The following is a 17,331-nucleotide window of genomic DNA, read 5'->3' on the forward strand; positions in this document are numbered from 1 at the left end:
CCTATACTGGCGCGATGAATTACCGCCACGCCTACCACGCCGGCAATTTCGCCGACGTCCTCAAGCACGTCGTGCTGTCCGCGCTGATCGACGCGCTCAAGGCCAAGCCCACGCCCTTTGCCGTGATCGACACCCACGCCGGCAGCGGCTGCTACGCGCTGGAGGGCAAGGAAGCGGAGAAGACCGGCGAGTGGCGCGACGGCGTGGGCCGGCTGCTGTTTCCCGACGTCGGCCCGCACGCCAGTGCAGGCGGGACGCTGCCGCCGCTGCTGCGGCACTGGCTGGACGGTCTGCTCGCGTTGCCCGGCAACGAGCACGGGCTGAAGCTCTATCCCGGTTCGCCGCTGCAGGCCGCCCGCGCCCTGCGCGAGACCGACAGCGCGCAGCTGTGCGAGCTGCACCCTGAGGAAGCCGCGCGTCTGCGCGAGCTGTTGCACCATGACGGGCGCATGCACGTGCACGAGCGCAACGGCTACGAGGCGCTCAAGGCGCTGCTGCCGCCGAAGGAGAAGCGCGGCCTGGTATTGATCGACCCGCCCTACGAGGCGCAGGAGGCCGAGTACCGGCTGATCGAACAGGCGCTCAAGGCTGCGCTGGTGCGCTGGCCGACCGGCATCTACGCCGTGTGGTACCCGATCAAGCAGCGCAGCCAGGTGCAGCCGTTCCTGCGCTGGCTCGGCCACTGTGGCGCCCGCCGCGTGCTGCGCGCCGAGCTGCTGGTGCATCCGGACGATTCTCCGCTGCGGCTCAACGGTTCAGGCATGGCGATCCTCAACGCGCCGTGGAAGCTCGACGACACCTTGCGCGAACCGCTGCGCGCGCTCGCCCGGCTGCTCCGGCAGGAGCGCCAGGCCGAATGGCGGCTGGACTGGCTGGCCGAGGAAGGTGCCGCGCCCCCGCCGTCGCCGCTACCGCGTTCACGCGGTCGCCGCTAAGCTCGCTCCGCGCCGCGACGGCATCCGCCGCGGTCCTTCCCGTCCAGGTCAGGAGCCTGCCATGCGCATCCGCCTCGCTTCGCTCATGTTCCGTTCGCTCGTGCCCGCCGCACTGCTCATGCTCGCGGCCTGTGCGCCGGCGCCGATCTACAAGGCCGCGCCCGATGCAGTGAGCGCGCAGCCGTTCCAGGTCGCGCAATCGCCCGAGCAGTTTGCCAGCCGCCAGGTGATCTGGGGCGGGCGCATCGTCGGCGTGGACAACCTCGCCGACCACAGCGAGGTGGAGATCCTCGCCTATCCGTTGGACAAGTCGCAGCGGCCGCAGGCCAACGACAGCGGCAGCGGGCGCTTCATCGCGGTGATGCCGGGCTACGTCGAATCGCTGGACTATCCGGCCGGCGGGCTGATCACGGTGAGTGGCCAGCTCAACGGCAGCCGCGCGGGCAAGGTCGGCCAGGCCGACTACGTGTTCCCGCTGGTCCAGGTGAACCAGTCGCACGTGTGGACCGCCGACGAGTTGAACAAGGGCAAGAACAACGTGCACTTCGGCGTGGGCGTGGGCGTGGGCATCCGCTGACGCCCGACATCGTGCCGAACGGCTCTCCCAGCCTGCGCCTGCCCTAAACTGACCGGTCACCCGCAGGAACCTACGCATGTCCGGCCACGCCAATTCGCTCAAGGCGATCTTCCTCGCGCTCGGCGCAAACTTCGCCATCTTCGTGGCCAAGCTCGTCGCCGCACTGCTCACCGGCTCGGGCGCCATGCTCGCCGAGGCGGTGCATTCGCTGGCCGACTGCGGCAACCAGGGCCTGTTGTTGCTGGGCATGCGCCAGGCGAAGAAGCCGCCGTCGGACGAATACCCGCTGGGTTGGGGCCGCGCGCTGTACTTCTGGTCGTTCCTGGTGGCGATCCTGCTGTTCAGCGTGGGCGGCATGTTTTCGGTCTACGAAGGCGTGCACAAGATCAGCCATCCGGAGCCGCTGAAATGGCCATGGCTGGCATTGGGCGTGCTGGTGTTCGGCATCGTCGCCGAAGGCATCTCGATGCGCGGCTGCCTGCAGGAGGTCAACAAAGCGCGCGGCGAGCAGAACCTGTGGACGTGGTTCCGCGAGACCCGTTCCAGCGAGCTGCTGGTGATCTTCGGCGAGGACCTGGCGGCGCTGATCGGCCTGTGCCTGGCGGCGTTGGCGGTGGGCGCGACCATGCTCACCGGCAACCTGATGTTCGACGCCATGGGCACGATCGCGATCGGCGTGCTGCTGGTGGTGGTCGCGGTGGCTCTGGCGGTGGAGGTCAAGGCGCTGCTGATCGGACAGGGCGTGGAGCCGCGGCGCCGTACCGAGCTGCAGGCGTTCCTGCAGCACCGGCCGGAGGTGGCGCAGGTGCTCAACCTGATCACGCTGCAGATGGGCGCGGACGTGATGGTGTCGGTCAAGGCGAGGATGGAGCCGTGCGCCAGCGACCGGGCGCTGATCGAGGCGATCAATACCGTCGAGCGGGCGATGAAGGCGCAGTTCCCGGACATCCGCTGGAGTTTCTTCGAGCCGGATGTGACCGACTAGCACGCTTTGCCCCTCTCCCCTCCGGGAGAGGATCGAGGTGAGCGGCGCGGCTCGTGGGGGGAGCGCCACCAGAGCCACGCATCGATCTGTTTCTCTCGCGAGAGCGAGCCCTTACCCCCAGCCCCTCCCCGGAGGGAAGAGTGAGCCGGACCTGGCTCTGCCCGACCGTTCGTGCCGGCGTAGAATGAGCCGCCCCACCCGCGACCGAGCCCATGATCCTTACACCGCGCCTGATCGTCCTGCTGCTGTTCCTGCTGTTCGCGTTCTGCGTGCTGCTGGTGCACCTGCGCGGGCGGGCGCGGCTGCGCTTCGATCGCCAGCTGGTCGACCACTCGGCGATCTTTGCGCCCTATAACCTGCTGATGTACGCCTTCTCGGCGGTGCCGGCGCGACCGATCCTGGACCGCCGCGGCTTCCCCCAGCTGGATCTGCTGCAGGCCAACTGGCAAACCATCCGTGAAGAAGCGCTCCACCTGTTCGACGAGGGCCATATCCGCGCAGCGGAGAAACACAACGACGCCAGCTTCAACAGCTTCTTCAAGCAGGGCTGGAAGCGCTTCTACCTCAAGTGGTACGGCGAACCGCTGGCTTCGGCCGAGGCGTTGTGCCCCAGGACCGTCGAGCTGCTCAAGGCGATCCCCAGCATCAAGGCGGCGATGTTCGCCACGCTGGCACCGCACAGCAAGCTCAACCCGCACCGCGATCCGTTTGCCGGCTCCCTGCGCTACCACCTGGGCCTGATCACGCCCAACTCGCGCGACTGCCGCATCTTCGTCGACGGCGAGGAACACGCCTGGGGCGACGGCAAGGACGTGGTGTTCGACGAGACCTACGTGCACTGGGTGGAAAACAACACCGACCAGACCCGCGTGATCCTGTTCGCGGACGTCGAGCGCCCGCTGCGCACGCGCTGGATGGGGGCAATCAACCATCGCGTGGGCGCGTTCATGGGCAAGATCACGGCATCGCCCAATTCGGATTCCGGCGCCGAGAAGGTCGGCTTCGTCAACCGCATGTTCGCGCTCAACCAACGCAGCCGCGAGCGCAGCAAGGCATTCAAGCGGCGGCATCCGAAGCTGTTCCGCGGGCTGAAATATGCCGGCATCGTGTTGCTGATCTGGCTGGTGTTCCTGGCGCCCTGGCCGCTGGTGCGCTGAAGGCCGGTCACGTCCTGCACCCTTCGCGCGTCCTGGCCGTATCCCATCGGAGTAGCCCATGGATAGCCAGACCGCCCTGTTCCAGCAACACCGCCCGCGACTGTTCGGGCTGGCCTACCGCATGCTCGGCTCGCCAGCCGACGCCGAGGACGTGCTGCACGACGCCTGGCTGCGCTGGCACGCGCAGGACACCGCCGTGCTCGATGACCCGGAGGCCTGGCTGGTCACCGTGACCACGCGCCTGGCGCTGGACCGCCTGCGCCGCGCCAAGGCCGAGCGCGAGCACTACACCGGTCCCTGGCTGCCCGAGCCGCTGGTGCCGGAGGCGGACCGCCCCGAGGCCGAACTCGAGCGCGGCGAGACGATCACCCTGTCCTTCCTGCTGCTGCTTGAACGGCTGAGCCCGGACGAGCGCGCCGCTTTTCTGCTCAATGAAGTGTTCGACTACAGCCATGCCGAGGCCGCTGCGATCCTGGGCATTGGCGAGGATGCCTGCCGCCAGCGCGTGCACCGCGCCAGGACCCGCCTGCGCGATGGGCGCCCGCGCTTCAGCGTCGATGTACAGGCCAGGCAGCGCATGATCCAGCGCTTCATCGCGGCGATAAAGAAGCCCGACCTCGAATCGCTGCGCGCGCTGTTTGCCGAAGACGCGATAGCCATTTCCGATGGCGGAGGCGTCGTTCGGGCCGTCCTGCGTCCCTTGCAAGGTGCCGATCGGCTGGCCCGCCTCTACACGCAGGTCGCCACCCGCTTCTATGCACGCCCCGACGTGCGCTTCACCACCACGATCCTCAACGGCGAGCCCGTGCTGCTGGCCTGGTTCGACGACACGCTGGTCAGCGCAATCTGGATCGAGTGCGAGGACGACCACATCACCGCCACGCTCGCCTTGCGCCACCCCGGCAAGCTGGCGCGTCTGGCCGCCGTCACGAAAGGCGGGGTTGCCGCGTCCTTGCAATGAACGGCCCAATCCGGGCCGCCCTCCAAGCCAAGGAATCGTCCATGTCCCGTTTCGCCCTCCAACGCCACTACAAGTCGATGATGCCGCTGGTCGAGCTCGGCAAGCAGGTCCACAGCGCCGGCCGCCTGGAGCCGGCGCTGATCGAGCTGGTGCTGATGCGTTGCTCGCAGATCAATGGCTGCGCCTATTGCCTGGACATGCACAGCAAGGACGCGCGCGCCGCCGGCGAGACCGAGCAGCGCCTGTACGTGCTGCCGGCCTGGCGCGAGACCACCCTGTTCAGCGAGCGCGAGCGCATCGCTCTGGCCTGGGCCGAGGAGCTGACCGAACTCGCCTCGCACGAGGCGGTGTCCGACGCATTCTATGAACGGGCCCGGCAGCACTTCGACGAGGAGGCGCTGGTCGACCTGACCCTGCTGGTCGTGACGATCAACAGCTGGAACCGCATCAACATCGCGGCGCGCACGATCGGCGGGAGCTACAAGCCGGGCCAGCACGGCTGATCGCCCGCCAGCGCGCAGCGCAAGGCCGATCCGGCCGTATCGCACTTTCCACGCGTCCGATCCGGCCGGATCGGACGCCCTGGCCCAGGCCCCGCGGCCATCCTGCCCTCCTCGTCCACATGCCCGGGAGGGCGCCATGCATCATTCCAAGTCCATGCGCTGGCACAGGCCGGCTGCCTTGCTGCTCGTATCCCTGCTGGTCGCCGCGGCGGCGGTCGTGCTGCTCAACCGGGAGGCCCTGCACGTCGCCACCGGCTCGGTCAGCCGCTCGCTGTGCGCGGCCGCTTTCGTCTCCAGGGTCGATCCCGAGCGCATCTACGTCGAAGAACAGCGGCCGCTGATGAGCAGCATCGGCTGGGCCGTGCGCCACACGGTGGATCGTCCACGCCGGGAAGTGCGCAGCAGCGTGCTCGGCCTGTTTCCTGCCCGGGCGGTGTACCGCCCGGGGCTGGGTTGCCTGGTCATGCACGGCGACGGCCCGGTTCCGCAGGCGGCCGGCCTGGCCGAAGACACCGGACCGGATGGCTTCGGCAAACAGGTGGTGGCGCCGGCTGATCCGGCCTTGCGCCACGCGCTGGACCTGGCCTTCGCCGAACCCGACCCGGCGCATCCGCGCCTGACCAAGGCCGTCGTGGTGCTGCACGACGGCCGGCTGATCGCCGAGCGCTACGCGCCCGGCTACGGACCGGAAACCCCGATCTGGGCCCATTCGGTCACCAAGTCCGTGACCCAGGCGCTGATCGGCATCCTGGTCCGCCAAGGCCGTTTGCGGCTGGGCCAGCCGGCGCCCATCGCCGCCTGGCAAGGCCCGGGCGACCGGCGCCGCGCGATCACCCTGGACCAGCTGCTGCGCATGGATTCGGGCCTGCCCTTCGACGAGACCGCGGGCCCGGTCAATCCCGCAACGCACATGTGGTTCCGCGAGCCCGACACGGCCGCCTATGCGGCGAGCATGCCGCTGCAGTACGCGCCGGGCACCGCCTGGGGCTACAGCAACCTCGGCTACGCGTTGCTCTCCAAGGTGGTGGGCGACGCGACGGGCGGCACCGCGGTGGGCGCCGAACGCTTCGCCCACGAGGAGCTGTTCGCGCCGCTGGGCATGCACCACACCACCATCGAGACCGACGCCGCCGGCACCCTTCTCGGCTCCGGTTTCATCTACGCCTCCGCGCGCGATCTCGCCCGTTTCGGCCAGCTCTTCCTGGACGACGGCGTGGCCGGCGGGCGCCGCATCCTGCCCGCCGGCTGGGCGGACTACAGCCGCTCGCGCACGCTCGATACCGGCTACGGTGCGGGCTTCTGGACCAACCTGCGCAACCAGGGCAGCGTGCCGGTATGGGACGCCCCGTGGGGCATGCCGCAGCTGCCGAAGGACATGTTCTACGCGCGCGGGGCGTTCGGGCAGTACGTCATCATCGTGCCGTCCGAGCGCCTGGTGGTGGTGCGGCTGGGGCTCAGCGTACAGGGCGGCGGCACTGGCACCGGCGATGCGGCGGCCGCGGTCATCGCCGCCCTGCACGACCAATCGAGCCGCTAGGCTGCGGACCGCGCGCCTGCGGCAAAACGTCGGCGGTAGCCGCTGGGGGTTTCGCCGACCTGCCGCTTGAACGCCGCGTTGAAGGTGGACTTAGAGGTGAAGCCGCAGGCGTAGGCGATGTCCAGGATCGTGCGCGCTTCGGCCGGATCGGCCAGTCGCGCGCGCACCGCCTCCACGCGCAGGCGATTGACGTAGTCCCAGAAGCTGCCGCCCAGCCGGCGGTTGATCACGGCGGACACGAGGTATTCGGGATAGCCGCTGCGCCTGGCGACCTGGCCGATGGTCAGCGCCGGCTCCAGGTACAGCGGCGCCTCGCCGTCCATCAACTGTGCCAGGCGCGCCTCGACGGCGGCGTAGCGCGCATCGTCGGTCAGCGGGACGTCAGCCTCGCCCGGTGGCGCCGGGGTCGGAAGCGGAAGCTCGGCGGAGACCGGCGGCTGGGCCAGGCTGAACCAGCCCATTGCGCACACCCAGGCGGCCACCAGCCCGAACAGCAGGCCGTAGTTGAGCACCGGCAGGTAAACCAGCGCCTGCACGATGGCCACGCACCAGATCACGACCTGGAACCCGGCCATGACGTCGATCCAGCGCAGCGAGGTCCGGTCGGCGTCGGAGCGGCGCTCGCGCAGCCGTTGCCGGTAACCGCGCACCCGCGCCAGCGCCGCGAGCACATAGGACAGGCTGTAGAGGAACAGTGGCACGTCGAACCACGCACCGACCGAGCGCTCGCCAGCGATCCAGCGTGCCGACAGCGCCTGCAGGTGCGCGCGATCCATTACGAAGACGTAGCCGTTGAGCACCAGCATCACGCCGAAGCCGGCCAGGTGCATGACATCGCCTGGCCGGAACCTGCGCCCCCGGGTCAGCGCGCGCACGTACAGGTAGAACAGGCTGCCGTAAAGGAACGGGAACAGCGCCACGAAGCGGTAGGCGCGAAACCATTCGGGCGTCAGCAGGTGCCAGTACAGGGCCTTCACCGCCAGGTCGATGCCGGTCAATGCCACCCATACCGAAAGCAGGCGGTTGGCCTGGCGGTTCGCCGGTCGCCGCCACAACGCCAGCGCGAGCAGCGCGGCCTGCACCGCACCGGCGAAGTAAACGAAGGTCCAAGGAGTCAGCGGCATGGCGGAGCGAATGGATATCCGGATGGCCGCGAGGCGCAGCCGCACCATGCTAGCGGCAGGCCCGCCGCCCCGAAAAGCCGAAGGCCGCGGTGACGCCGCGGCCTTCGGTGGGCAATACGCCGGTTACGCCGGGCCTCAGCCCTTTACGCGCCGGGCGATCGCCTCGCCGAAGCTCTGCGTGCTGCCCTTGCCGCCGAGGTCCGGGGTGACGTTCGCGTGGTCGTTCGCCATGGTGTCGCGGATCGCGTCGCGCAGGCGGGTTCCCTTATCCACCATGCCAAGGTGGTCGAGCATGTCGGCCGCCGCCAGCAGCAGCGCACATGGATTGGCGATGCCCTTGCCGGCGATGTCCGGCGCGGAACCGTGGACCGCTTCGAAAATGGCCGCGTGCTCGCCGATGTTGTCGCCCGGCGCCAGGCCCAGGCCACCGACCAGTCCGGCGCACAGGTCCGACAGGATGTCGCCGAACAGGTTGGTGGTCACGATCACGTCGAACTGCTCGGGTTTCATCACCAGCTGCATGCAGGTGTTGTCCACGATCATTTCGTTGAACTCGATCTGCGGGTAGTCCTTGGCGATCTCGCGCGCCACGTTGAGGAACATGCCCGAGGCGGTCTTGATGATGTTGGCCTTGTGCACCGCGGTGACCTTCTTGCGGCCCTTCCTGACCGCCATCTCGAAGGCGTAGCGCACGATGCGCGCGCAGCCCTTGCGCGTCACGCGGATCATCGATGTGGCGATCTCGCCGTCCTCGGAGAGCGTCTGGCCCTCGGCCAGATAGGCGCCCTCGGTGTTCTCGCGCACCGTGATGATGTCGATGTTCTGGTAGCGGGCCTTGGTGCCCGGGAAGCTGATGGCCGGGCGCACGTTGGCGTACAGGTCGAAGTGCCGGCGCAGGGTCACGTTGACCGAGGTGAAGCCGCCGCCGATCGGCGTGGTGAGCGGGCCCTTGAGCGCGACCTTGTGTTCGGCGATCTTGTCCAGCGTGGGCTTGGGCAGGAGGTCGCCGTGCTTCTCCAGCGCCACCATGCCGGCGTCGACGAAGTCATAGGTCAGACCGCAGTCCAGGGCGTCGAGCACGTGCAAGGTGGCGGTCATGATTTCCGGACCGATGCCGTCGCCCGGGATCACGGCGATGGTTTTGCTCATGGTGAACTCCTTGGACATGGGGGCCGCGCGGCGGGGAAATGCGCACGCCAAAGGGCGGCATTATCGCCGATACAACCCCGTGCCGGCAGCAGGCGGGACGCGCCAGGGCGTTGCAAATCCTCGCACGGAGCGTTGCGGTTCATCGCACCCGTGAGCGGACGGTGCGCTTGCGGGTGGGGTCGGGGCCACCTTCCCGGCATGCTGCGCGGGCCCAAGCCCAAGGTTGCGCAAGGTTATGCGTGATCGGCGCAGGCGGCACCGTCGGCCTCGCCGCCTTCCAGGCGATCGAGGAAATCCACCGCCCGGCGCAGGTGCGGGATCACGATCGAACCGCCCACCACCAGGCCCACGCTGAAGGTCTCGAAGAACTCCTCGCGGGTCACGCCAGCCTCCTTGCACTGCGCCACGTGGTAGCTGATGCAGTCGTCGCAGCGCAGCACCATCGAGGCGACCAGGCCGAGCAGTTCCTTGGTCTTTACGTCGAGCGCGCCCGGCTTGTAGGTCTGCGTGTCCAGCGCGAAGAAGCGCCGTACGACCTGGTTGTCCTCGGCCAGGATGCGTTCGTTCATGCGCTGGCGGAACGCGGTGAATTCCGCCACGCGGTCCTTGCCCTTGCCGGCGTCGCTCATGCGGCTTCGTCCAGCAGTTGCTTGAGCTTGCCATTGCGATCGGCGGCGACCAGGTCGTCGTAGCCACCCACGTGCTGGTCGTTGATGAAGATCTGCGGCACGGTGCGGCGCCCGCCGCTGCGCTGGAGCATCAGGTCGCGCTGTGCCGGGTCGGCATCCACGCGCACTTCGTTCCACTGCAGCCCCTTGGACTTGAGCAGGTTCTTGGCTGCCACGCAGTACGGGCACACCGCCGTGGAATAGACCTCGATCTTTGGCATTGCAGATACTCCGGATGGCCTTGGCGTCGGCCCTTCAGATGGGGCGCCGGGCGCCCGTTTGCAAGCCAACGGACGATGAACCGACGCGCCCGCGGGCGGTCTTACGTGATGTATTGTCGCCCACCTATGGCCATGGCACCACGACTCGCCCCCCGCCTGCTGACCGCGCTGCTCGCGGCCGGTCTCGCCTTCGGCGCCGGCGCGCAGGAGGACATCCGCCTGCCGGACCTGGGCAGCTCGGCCGACGCACTGATCTCGCCGCAGGACGCGCAGGACTATGGCGCGGCGATGCTGCGCCAGATGCGCTCGCTGGACATGGTGGTGGACGACCCGCTGCTGGACGACTACCTCAATGACCTGGGCTACCGCCTGGTCGCCAGCAGCGACAAGCCGAAGGACCATTTCGCGTTCGTCATCGTGAAGGACCCGGAAATCAACGCCTTCGCCGCGCCCGGCGGCTACATCGCGGTCAACTCCGGACTGATCGCGATCACCCACGACGAAAGCGAGCTGGCCGGCGTGATCGCGCACGAGATCGGCCACATCACGCAGAACCACCTGCAGCGCGCGTTCGAGGATTCGAAGAAGGACGCGCCGCTGATGGCGCTGGTGCTGCTGGGCGCGGTCGCCGCCGGCGCCGGCTCGCACAGCGGTGATTCACCCATGGCGGTGCTGGCGGCCGGACAGGGCCTGATCGCCCAGCGCTCGATCAACTTCACTCGCAAGGACGAGGTGGAGGCCGATCGCGTGGGCATCCAGACGCTGGCCAACGCCGGTTTCGACCCGCGCGCCATGGCCGAGTTCTTCCAGCGCATGCAGGACACCCTGCGCGCCGGCGCCGGCGGCACCGACGTGCCCGAGTTGCTGCAGACCCATCCGGTCACGCTCTCGCGCATCAGCGATGCCAAGTCGCGCGCCGGGGCATTGCTCGCCGCGCAGAAGCTGCGCCCCAGCGGCACCACGCTGGTGCGCAGCGAGTGGGAGAAGACCACCGCACCGATCGCCTACGTGAAAGACCCGACCGCGCTGCTCGCCGCGCCGGCCAAGGGCGGCCTGGGCACCTATGCGCTGATGCGCGAGCGCACCCGCGTGCTGGCCGGCGATGCATCCAAGCTGGCCCAGTACTACAGCGCCAGCTTCGGCACGCCCGGCTTCGACAGTCCGGCCAACCGCTACGGCTACGCGTTGGCGCTCACCCGCAGCGGCTCCGGCGCGAAGGCCATCGCGCAGCTCCAGCCGCTGCTCGCGGCACATCCGGACAACCTGATCCTCGGACTGGCAATGGCCGACGCGCAGTTGCAGGCGGGCCAGCGCGCCGAGGCGCTGGCCCGCTATGCCCGGCTCAACGTCCGCTCGCCACGCAACCGCGCGGTGGCGCTGGCCTACGCCAAGGCGCTGACCGCCGGCGGCGACAGCGCGCAGGCCACACTAGCCGCATCCCTGCTGCGCCCGCTGCTGGACAATGCCGACGAGCCGGACGTCTACCGCAGCTACGCCCGCGCCAGCGACAAGGCCGGCGACAGCGTTCGCGCCGGCGAGGCCTATTCGGACGCCAGCTATCTCTCCGGTCGCCCGTTCGATGCCATGGAGCAGTTGAAGCGCCTGCTCAAGCGCGACGACCTGGACTACTACGCCCGCGCCCGCATCCAGGCGCGCATCGCCGACCTCACGCCGCTGGTGCTGGAGCTGCGCAAGCGCAAGGTGCAGACGGTCGACAATCCGGATGGGCAGAGCCAGTAGCGCGTCCCGGATGCTTCCCCCCCGCGACGCGGGACAAGGATGGGTTTCATGCAGCCTGTCATCCCTGCGTAATATTGCCCCGCTGCAATAAGCCCGTCACAGCCAGGCGCAAACCGCGTGCACAAACGCATCCTCATCGTCGAAGACGAAGCCTCGATCCGCGACATGGTCGCCTTTGCCTTGCGCAAGGCGGACATGGAGGCTGTGCAGGCGGCCGATGCCCGCGCCGCGCAGATCGCCATTGCCGAGCAGGTGCCGGATCTGATCCTGCTGGACTGGATGCTGCCGGGCATGAGCGGGCTCGAGCTGGCCCGCCGGCTGCGCAAGGAGGAGCTCAGCCGCGAAATCCCGATCATCATGCTCACCGCGCGCGGCGAGGAGATGGACCGCGTCAACGGCCTGGAGGCCGGCGTGGACGACTACGTGGTCAAGCCGTTCTCCACGCGCGAACTGATCGCACGTATCAAGGCGGTGCTCCGGCGCAGCCAGGGCGACGATGGCACCGGCGTGGTCGAACTGGGCGGCCTGCGCATCGACGGCCCCGCGCACCGGGTCTTCGCAGGCGAGGAACCGGTACCGATCGGCCCTACCGAATACCGCCTGCTGTATTTCTTCATGACCCACCCCGAGCGCGTCTACACCCGCACGCAGCTGCTCGACCATGTCTGGGGCGGCAGCGTCTACGTGGAGGAACGCACCGTCGACGTGCACATCCGCCGCCTGCGCAAGACGCTCGAGCCCTGGCAGCTCGATGCCATGGTGCAAACCGTGCGCGGGGCGGGCTACCGCTTCTCCGCGAGTGCCTGATGGACCTTCACGGCCACGGATTTCCAGGCGCCTGCCCGAGGAAACGGCCGGGTAGGCGAAAAGGTCCTTGGATGCGCCTCTCATGAAGCACCGCGCACGCCGCCTCGCCATCACGCTGCACGACCTGCGCGACGCCGCCGACAGCCTGCCGGACGCGATCGTGCTGCTGGACGAAACCTGGCGGGTGCGCTGGTTCAACCGCGCGGCGGAGACGTTGCTTGGCCTGCGCCGCGGCAAGGATCGCGGCGTGCTGCTGTCCGAGCGGCTGCAAGGCACGGAACTGGCCGCCTGGCTGCGATCCGGCGCTCGCCTGCCCCTCCACGACGTACCCGCGCCCGGCCGCGCGGAGGGCCACCTGGACGTCTCGGTGCAGCCGTTCGGTCGCCGCCAGCGGATGTTGCAGGCACGCGACATCAGCCCATTGACGCGGCTCGAGCAGATCCGCCGCGACTTCGTGGCCAACGTCTCGCACGAACTTCGTACGCCGCTGACGGTGATCCACGGCTACCTGGAACTGCTCGATCCCGAGGACGTGCCCATGCTGGCGCCCGTGCTGGGAGAAATGCGCGCGCAATCCAAGCGGATGGGCCAGATCGTGGAGGACCTGCTTACCCTCTCGCGCCTGGAGACCCAGGAACACGTCGTCGACGAACGCGTGCCGATGGCCGCGCTGCTTGCCACGCTGCGCAAGGAGGCCGAGGCGCTGAGCCAGGGCCGCCACCAGGTCACGCTCGAGGTGGACACGAACTGCGACCTGCTCGGCTCGCCCAGGGACCTGCACAGCGCGCTGTCCAACCTGGTCAGCAACGCCGTGCGCTACACGCCCAACGGCGGCAGCATCACCATTCGCTGGCGGCGTACCGGCGATGGCGCGACCTATTCGGTCAGCGACACCGGCTACGGCATCCCCGCCAGCCACCTCGCGCGGCTGACCGAGCGCTTCTACCGCGTCTCCTCCAGCCGCTCGCGCGAGACCGGCGGCACCGGGCTGGGACTGTCGATCGTCAAGCACGTGCTCAACCTGCACCAGGCGCGGCTGGGCGTGGAAAGTACGCCGGGCCGGGGCTCCACCTTCTCCTGCCATTTCGGGCCGGAACGGCTGCTGGACCCGGAAACCCCATAGGCCCTGCCCCCATGGCGGGCTGAAGCCCACCCTACCGCGTGATCGAGACCGGGTGTACTTGGGCGCGGCATCGTCCAAAATGGTCGCCCATGGCCCGCAAACTGCCGCAAACCGCCACTGCGATCGCCGACCTGGCCGCGCCGGAGCTGTACTTCAGTCGCGAACTGGCCGCGCTGGAATTCAACTTTCGCGTGCTCGCGATGGCGCGCGATGCGCGGGTGCCGCTGCTGGAGCGGCTGCGCTACCTGAGCATCGTGGCCAATAACCTCGACGAATTCTTCGAGGTGCGCGTGGCGATGCTCAAGCACCACCATGCCTACGGCTCGGCCGCGCCGGGACCGGACGGATTGTCTTCCGGCGAATTGCTCACCCGCATCCGCACCCGGGTCCTGGACCTGGTCACCGAGCAGTACGCCACGTGGCAGGAACAGCTGAAGCCGCAGCTGGACGCCGAAGGCATCCGCTTCCTCACCCGCCACCAATGGACGCCGCTGCAGCGGCGCTGGCTGCAAGGCTACTTCGAACACGAGGTGCTGCCGGTGCTCTCGCCGCTGGGCCTGGACCCGGCGCATCCGTTCCCGCGCATCCTCAACAAGACGCTCAACATCGCCGTCGTGCTGCAGGGACGCGACGCGTTCGGTCACGAGGGCCACATGGCGCTGGTGCGCGCCCCCCGCTCGCTGCCGCGCATCGTCAAGCTGCCGGTCGAGGTGGGCGGCGGCGGCGACAACTTCGTGTTCCTGGCCGAGCTGCTGCAGGCCTTCGTCGACCTGATGTTTCCCGGCTTCAAGGTGGTCGGCTCCTACCAATTCCGCGTCACCCGCAACAGCGAACTGATCGTGGAAGAGGCCGAGGTGGAGAACCTCGCCCGCGCGCTCAGCGAAGAACTGCTCGGGCGCGGCTATGCGCGACCGGTGCGGCTGGAGATCGCCAACGACTGCCCGAAGGCGATCACCGCGATGCTGGTGGCCAATTTCGAGCTGGAGGAATCGGACGTCTACCGCTGCGACGGGCCGGTCAACATCATCCGCGCCGGGGGCATCTACGACCAGGTCGACCGACCCGAGCTCAAGTTCCCGCGCTTCGTGCCCTGCCTGCCTTCGGCGATCGAGCCCGGCGCGAACCTGTTCGAGCTGATCGGCCAGCGCGACGTGCTGCTGCACCATCCCTACGAGAGCTTCGCCGCGGTCGTCGACCTGCTGCGCCAGGCCGCCGCCGATCCGGCCGTGCTGGCGATCAAGCAGACGCTCTACCGCGCCGGCGAGGACACTCCGCTGGTCGACCTGCTGGTGGAGGCCGCGCGCAACGGCAAGGACGTCACGGTGGTGATCGAGCTGCGCGCGCGCTTCGACGAGGAGGCCAACATCCGCCTGGCGACCCGGCTGCAGGAGGCCGGCGTGCAGGTGGTCTATGGCGTGGTCGGATACAAGACCCACGCCAAGATGATGCTGATCGTGCGGCGCGAGGCGGGCACGCTGCGCCGCTACGTGCACCTGTCCACCGGCAACTACCACCAGGCCAACAGCCGCCTGTACACCGACATCGGCCTGATGACCGCCGACCCGGAGATCGGCGAGGACCTGCACAAGGTGTTCCAGCAGCTCTCGGGCCTGGGCTCGGTGATCAGCCTCAAGCGCCTGCTGCATTCGCCGTTCACGCTGTACAAGAGCGTGGTCGCCAAGATCGAGCGCGAGACTGCGCATGCGCGGGCCGGCAAGAGCGCGCGCATCGTCGCCAAGCTCAATGCGCTCAACGAATCGCACGTGATCGAGGCGCTCTATCGCGCCTCGCAGGCGGGCGTGGAGATCGACCTGATCGTGCGCGGCGCCTGCACGCTCAGGCCCGGGCTGCCAGGCATCTCCGAGCGCATCCGCGTGCGCTCGATCGTCGGGCGTTTCCTCGAGCACAGCCGCGTGTACTGGTTCGCCAACGACGGCAAGCCGGAGATCTACTGCGCCAGCGCCGACTGGATGGAACGCAACCTGATGCGCCGCATCGAAGTGGCGTTCCCGATCCTCGACCCGAGGCTGGCCCGGCGCGTGTTCGACGAGACGCTGGCCAACGGCCTGGCCGACAACACCCAGGCCTGGCTGCTCGCCGACGACGGCCACTACACCCGCGCCACGCCGGGCGACCAGCCGCCGCACTGCGCACAGCAGACGCTGCTCAAGAAGATCTGCGGCTGATGCGCGTCGGGCCAGCCTCCCGCACCTGCCAGCCGACCGCCATCGCTGGCGTGGCAGAATCCGCGCCTTTCCCGCCTGGAAGCCGCGCGTGACCACCGAGCCCGTACCCATCAAGGATGGTGAACTGATCGCGGCGGTCGACCTGGGGTCGAACAGCTTCCACATCGTGGTCGCGCGCATGGAGCACGGCGAACCGCGCGTGATCGACCGACTGCGCGACAGCGTGCGGCTGGCCGCCGGCCTGCGTTCGGACGGCACGCTGGACGCCGCCCACCGCGCCCGCGCGCTGGCCAGCCTGGCGCGTTTCGGCCAGCGCATCGAAGGCCTGCCTTCGGCCAACGTCCGCGCGGTGGCCACCAATACCGTGCGGCGGCTGGCCTCGCCGCAGAGCTTTCTGGGCGCCGCCGAGGCCGCGCTGGGCCATCCCGTCGAGATCGTCTCCGGCCGCGAGGAAGGCCGGCTCATCTTCCTCGGCGTGGCGCACGACCTGCCGGCGTCGCGCGAGCCGCGGCTGGTCATCGACGTCGGCGGTGGCAGCACCGAGTTCATCATCGGCCGCGGCCTGGCGCCGCTGCATACCGAGAGCGTGCAGGCCGGTTGCATCGCCTCCACGCTGCGCTTCTTTCCCGGCGGCCGGCTGACGCCCAAGCGCTGGCAGCGCGCACGCAGCGAGGTCGGCGTGCTGCTGCAGCAGTTCGCCGAGGATTTCCGCGAGTCCGGCTGGCAGGAGGCCTATGGATCTTCCGGCAGCGCCAAGGCGGTCGATGCGGTCGTGCAGGCGATGGGCCTGAGCGATGACGGCGTGACCCTGGATGCGCTGGCCGAACTGCGCGAGGCCGTGCTCGAACAGGGCCAGATGGACCTGCTGCGCCTGCCCGGCCTGACCGAGGAGCGCTCGCCGGTCTTCGCCGGGGCGGTGGTGATCTTCGAAGCCGCGTTCGAGGCGCTTGGCATCGACCACATGCGCGTGTGCGAAAGCTCGATGCGCGAAGGCCTGCTGTGGGACCTGCTCGGCCGCGCCGGCGGCAGCGATCCGCGTACCGCCAGCATCGACGCCCTGGCGGCCCGTTACGGCGTCGATCGCGCACAGGCGCGGCGCGTCGGGCAGACCGCGCTTTTGCTGTTCGACCAGGTCGCGCGTCCGTGGAAGCTGGACGCCGAAGCGCGGGAATGGCTCTCCTGGGCCGCGCGCGTGCACGAGATCGGCCTGGCGATCGCGCACAGCCAGCATCACCATCATGGCGCCTACATCCTTCGCCATGCCGACCTCGCCGGTTTCTCGCGGCAGGAGCAGCAATTGCTCGCGGCGGTCATCGAGGCGCACCGGCGCAAGCCGGCCAAGGCGTTGATCTCGGTGCTGCCGCAGCGCTACCGCTCCCTGGCCCGGCACATTACCGCGCTGCTGCGGCTGGCGGTGCTGTTCCGCCGCGGCCGCCGGCCCGAATCGCTGCCGCCACTGAAGCTCAGCGCCACCAGCCAACGCCTGCGGCTGGCCATTCCCGCGCTCTGGCTGGATCAACACCCGCTCACCGAGGCCGACCTGGAACAGGAGCAGGGGCCGATGGCGGAACTCGGGCTGACGCTGGAGATCCAGCGTACGTGACGTTTCGCCTCCTCTCCCCGGAGGGAGAGGGAGCAGAAGCGCACGCTTCAGCCCA

At 68.9% G+C, this 17,331-nt stretch carries 16 protein-coding genes; 12 read left to right on the forward strand and 4 right to left on the reverse strand.

Features of this window, described 5'->3' with window-relative positions:
• Positions 1 to 14: 14 nt before the first annotated feature.
• From BMZ38_RS00910 to BMZ38_RS00940, 7 genes are all read left to right on the forward strand, one after another.
• Positions 15 to 935, forward strand: a complete 921-nt coding sequence (locus BMZ38_RS00910) for a 23S rRNA (adenine(2030)-N(6))-methyltransferase RlmJ (protein ID WP_091333043.1) — start codon at positions 15 to 17, stop codon at positions 933 to 935.
• Positions 936 to 996: 61 nt separating this feature from the next.
• Positions 997 to 1,512: a Slp family lipoprotein gene (locus tag BMZ38_RS00915; RefSeq protein WP_091333044.1), complete on the forward strand. Its 516-nt coding sequence runs from the start codon at positions 997 to 999 to the stop codon at positions 1,510 to 1,512.
• A 76-nt stretch (positions 1,513 to 1,588) separates the two neighbouring features.
• On the forward strand, positions 1,589 to 2,497 hold the full coding sequence (locus BMZ38_RS00920) for a cation diffusion facilitator family transporter (protein WP_091333046.1): 909 nt from the start codon (positions 1,589 to 1,591) through the stop codon (positions 2,495 to 2,497).
• Between the two features lie 212 nt (positions 2,498 to 2,709).
• The gene (locus tag BMZ38_RS00925) at positions 2,710 to 3,654 is read left to right on the forward strand and encodes an aspartyl/asparaginyl beta-hydroxylase domain-containing protein (RefSeq protein ID WP_091333048.1); all 945 of its coding nucleotides are present in this window, start codon (positions 2,710 to 2,712) and stop codon (positions 3,652 to 3,654) included.
• Positions 3,655 to 3,712: 58 nt separating this feature from the next.
• Entirely contained in the window at positions 3,713 to 4,615 is a 903-nt protein-coding gene (gene sigJ / locus BMZ38_RS00930; protein WP_091333050.1) for an RNA polymerase sigma factor SigJ, read from the forward strand.
• 41 nt (positions 4,616 to 4,656) lie between these two features.
• Positions 4,657 to 5,118, forward strand: coding sequence for a carboxymuconolactone decarboxylase family protein (locus BMZ38_RS00935; RefSeq protein WP_091333053.1), 462 nt, complete (start codon positions 4,657 to 4,659; stop codon positions 5,116 to 5,118).
• Between the two features lie 136 nt (positions 5,119 to 5,254).
• On the forward strand, positions 5,255 to 6,655 hold the full coding sequence (locus BMZ38_RS00940) for a serine hydrolase domain-containing protein (protein ID WP_091333055.1): 1,401 nt from the start codon (positions 5,255 to 5,257) through the stop codon (positions 6,653 to 6,655).
• Here the strand turns inward: BMZ38_RS00940 and BMZ38_RS00945 are convergent.
• From BMZ38_RS00945 to grxC, 4 genes are all read right to left on the reverse strand, one after another.
• Entirely contained in the window at positions 6,652 to 7,779 is a 1,128-nt protein-coding gene (locus BMZ38_RS00945) for a helix-turn-helix domain-containing protein (RefSeq protein WP_091333058.1), read from the reverse strand. The genes BMZ38_RS00940 and BMZ38_RS00945 overlap by 4 nt on opposite strands.
• Positions 7,780 to 7,914: 135 nt before the next feature.
• Complete coding sequence (locus BMZ38_RS00950; RefSeq protein ID WP_091333061.1) at positions 7,915 to 8,928, reverse strand: isocitrate dehydrogenase; 1,014 nt, start codon at positions 8,926 to 8,928, stop codon at positions 7,915 to 7,917.
• Between the two features lie 233 nt (positions 8,929 to 9,161).
• Positions 9,162 to 9,557 (reverse strand): carboxymuconolactone decarboxylase family protein, encoded by a 396-nt coding sequence (locus BMZ38_RS00955; RefSeq protein WP_091333064.1) that lies wholly within the window; start codon positions 9,555 to 9,557, stop codon positions 9,162 to 9,164.
• On the reverse strand, positions 9,554 to 9,817 hold the full coding sequence (gene grxC, locus BMZ38_RS00960) for a glutaredoxin 3 (protein WP_091333068.1): 264 nt from the start codon (positions 9,815 to 9,817) through the stop codon (positions 9,554 to 9,556). Before grxC ends, BMZ38_RS00955 begins: the two co-directional genes overlap by 4 nt.
• A 126-nt stretch (positions 9,818 to 9,943) precedes the next feature.
• Between grxC and BMZ38_RS00965 the strand changes: the two genes are divergently transcribed.
• From BMZ38_RS00965 to BMZ38_RS00985, 5 genes are all read left to right on the forward strand, one after another.
• On the forward strand, positions 9,944 to 11,557 hold the full coding sequence (locus tag BMZ38_RS00965; protein ID WP_091333071.1) for a M48 family metalloprotease: 1,614 nt from the start codon (positions 9,944 to 9,946) through the stop codon (positions 11,555 to 11,557).
• Positions 11,558 to 11,674: 117 nt separating this feature from the next.
• On the forward strand, positions 11,675 to 12,364 hold the full coding sequence (gene phoB, locus BMZ38_RS00970; protein WP_091333073.1) for a phosphate regulon transcriptional regulator PhoB: 690 nt from the start codon (positions 11,675 to 11,677) through the stop codon (positions 12,362 to 12,364).
• Positions 12,365 to 12,446: 82 nt separating this feature from the next.
• Positions 12,447 to 13,487: a phosphate regulon sensor histidine kinase PhoR gene (gene phoR / locus BMZ38_RS00975; RefSeq protein WP_091333074.1), complete on the forward strand. Its 1,041-nt coding sequence runs from the start codon at positions 12,447 to 12,449 to the stop codon at positions 13,485 to 13,487.
• An 89-nt stretch (positions 13,488 to 13,576) separates the two neighbouring features.
• Positions 13,577 to 15,673, forward strand: coding sequence for a polyphosphate kinase 1 (gene ppk1, locus BMZ38_RS00980; RefSeq protein ID WP_091333075.1), 2,097 nt, complete (start codon positions 13,577 to 13,579; stop codon positions 15,671 to 15,673).
• A gap of 88 nt (positions 15,674 to 15,761) precedes the next feature.
• Positions 15,762 to 17,276 (forward strand): Ppx/GppA phosphatase family protein, encoded by a 1,515-nt coding sequence (locus tag BMZ38_RS00985; RefSeq protein WP_091333076.1) that lies wholly within the window; start codon positions 15,762 to 15,764, stop codon positions 17,274 to 17,276.
• Positions 17,277 to 17,331 lie beyond the last annotated feature (55 nt).

Source organism: Frateuria terrea (assembly GCF_900115705.1).
Lineage (GTDB): Bacteria > Pseudomonadota > Gammaproteobacteria > Xanthomonadales > Rhodanobacteraceae > Frateuria_A > Frateuria_A terrea.

Coding starts and splice junctions, on each gene's coding strand:
- BMZ38_RS00915 (WP_091333044.1), top strand. CDS start 997: ATGCGCATCCGCCTCGCTTCGCTCATGTTCCGTTCGCTCGTGCCCGCC.
- ppk1 (WP_091333075.1), top strand. CDS start 13,577: ATGGCCCGCAAACTGCCGCAAACCGCCACTGCGATCGCCGACCTGGCC.
- BMZ38_RS00955 (WP_091333064.1), bottom strand. CDS start 9,557: ATGAGCGACGCCGGCAAGGGCAAGGACCGCGTGGCGGAATTCACCGCG.
- phoR (WP_091333074.1), top strand. CDS start 12,447: ATGAAGCACCGCGCACGCCGCCTCGCCATCACGCTGCACGACCTGCGC.
- BMZ38_RS00910 (WP_091333043.1), top strand. CDS start 15: ATGAATTACCGCCACGCCTACCACGCCGGCAATTTCGCCGACGTCCTC.
- BMZ38_RS00950 (WP_091333061.1), bottom strand. CDS start 8,928: ATGAGCAAAACCATCGCCGTGATCCCGGGCGACGGCATCGGTCCGGAA.
- sigJ (WP_091333050.1), top strand. CDS start 3,713: ATGGATAGCCAGACCGCCCTGTTCCAGCAACACCGCCCGCGACTGTTC.
- BMZ38_RS00920 (WP_091333046.1), top strand. CDS start 1,589: ATGTCCGGCCACGCCAATTCGCTCAAGGCGATCTTCCTCGCGCTCGGC.
- grxC (WP_091333068.1), bottom strand. CDS start 9,817: ATGCCAAAGATCGAGGTCTATTCCACGGCGGTGTGCCCGTACTGCGTG.
- BMZ38_RS00935 (WP_091333053.1), top strand. CDS start 4,657: ATGTCCCGTTTCGCCCTCCAACGCCACTACAAGTCGATGATGCCGCTG.
- BMZ38_RS00925 (WP_091333048.1), top strand. CDS start 2,710: ATGATCCTTACACCGCGCCTGATCGTCCTGCTGCTGTTCCTGCTGTTC.
- BMZ38_RS00965 (WP_091333071.1), top strand. CDS start 9,944: ATGGCCATGGCACCACGACTCGCCCCCCGCCTGCTGACCGCGCTGCTC.
- BMZ38_RS00945 (WP_091333058.1), bottom strand. CDS start 7,779: ATGCCGCTGACTCCTTGGACCTTCGTTTACTTCGCCGGTGCGGTGCAG.
- BMZ38_RS00940 (WP_091333055.1), top strand. CDS start 5,255: ATGCATCATTCCAAGTCCATGCGCTGGCACAGGCCGGCTGCCTTGCTG.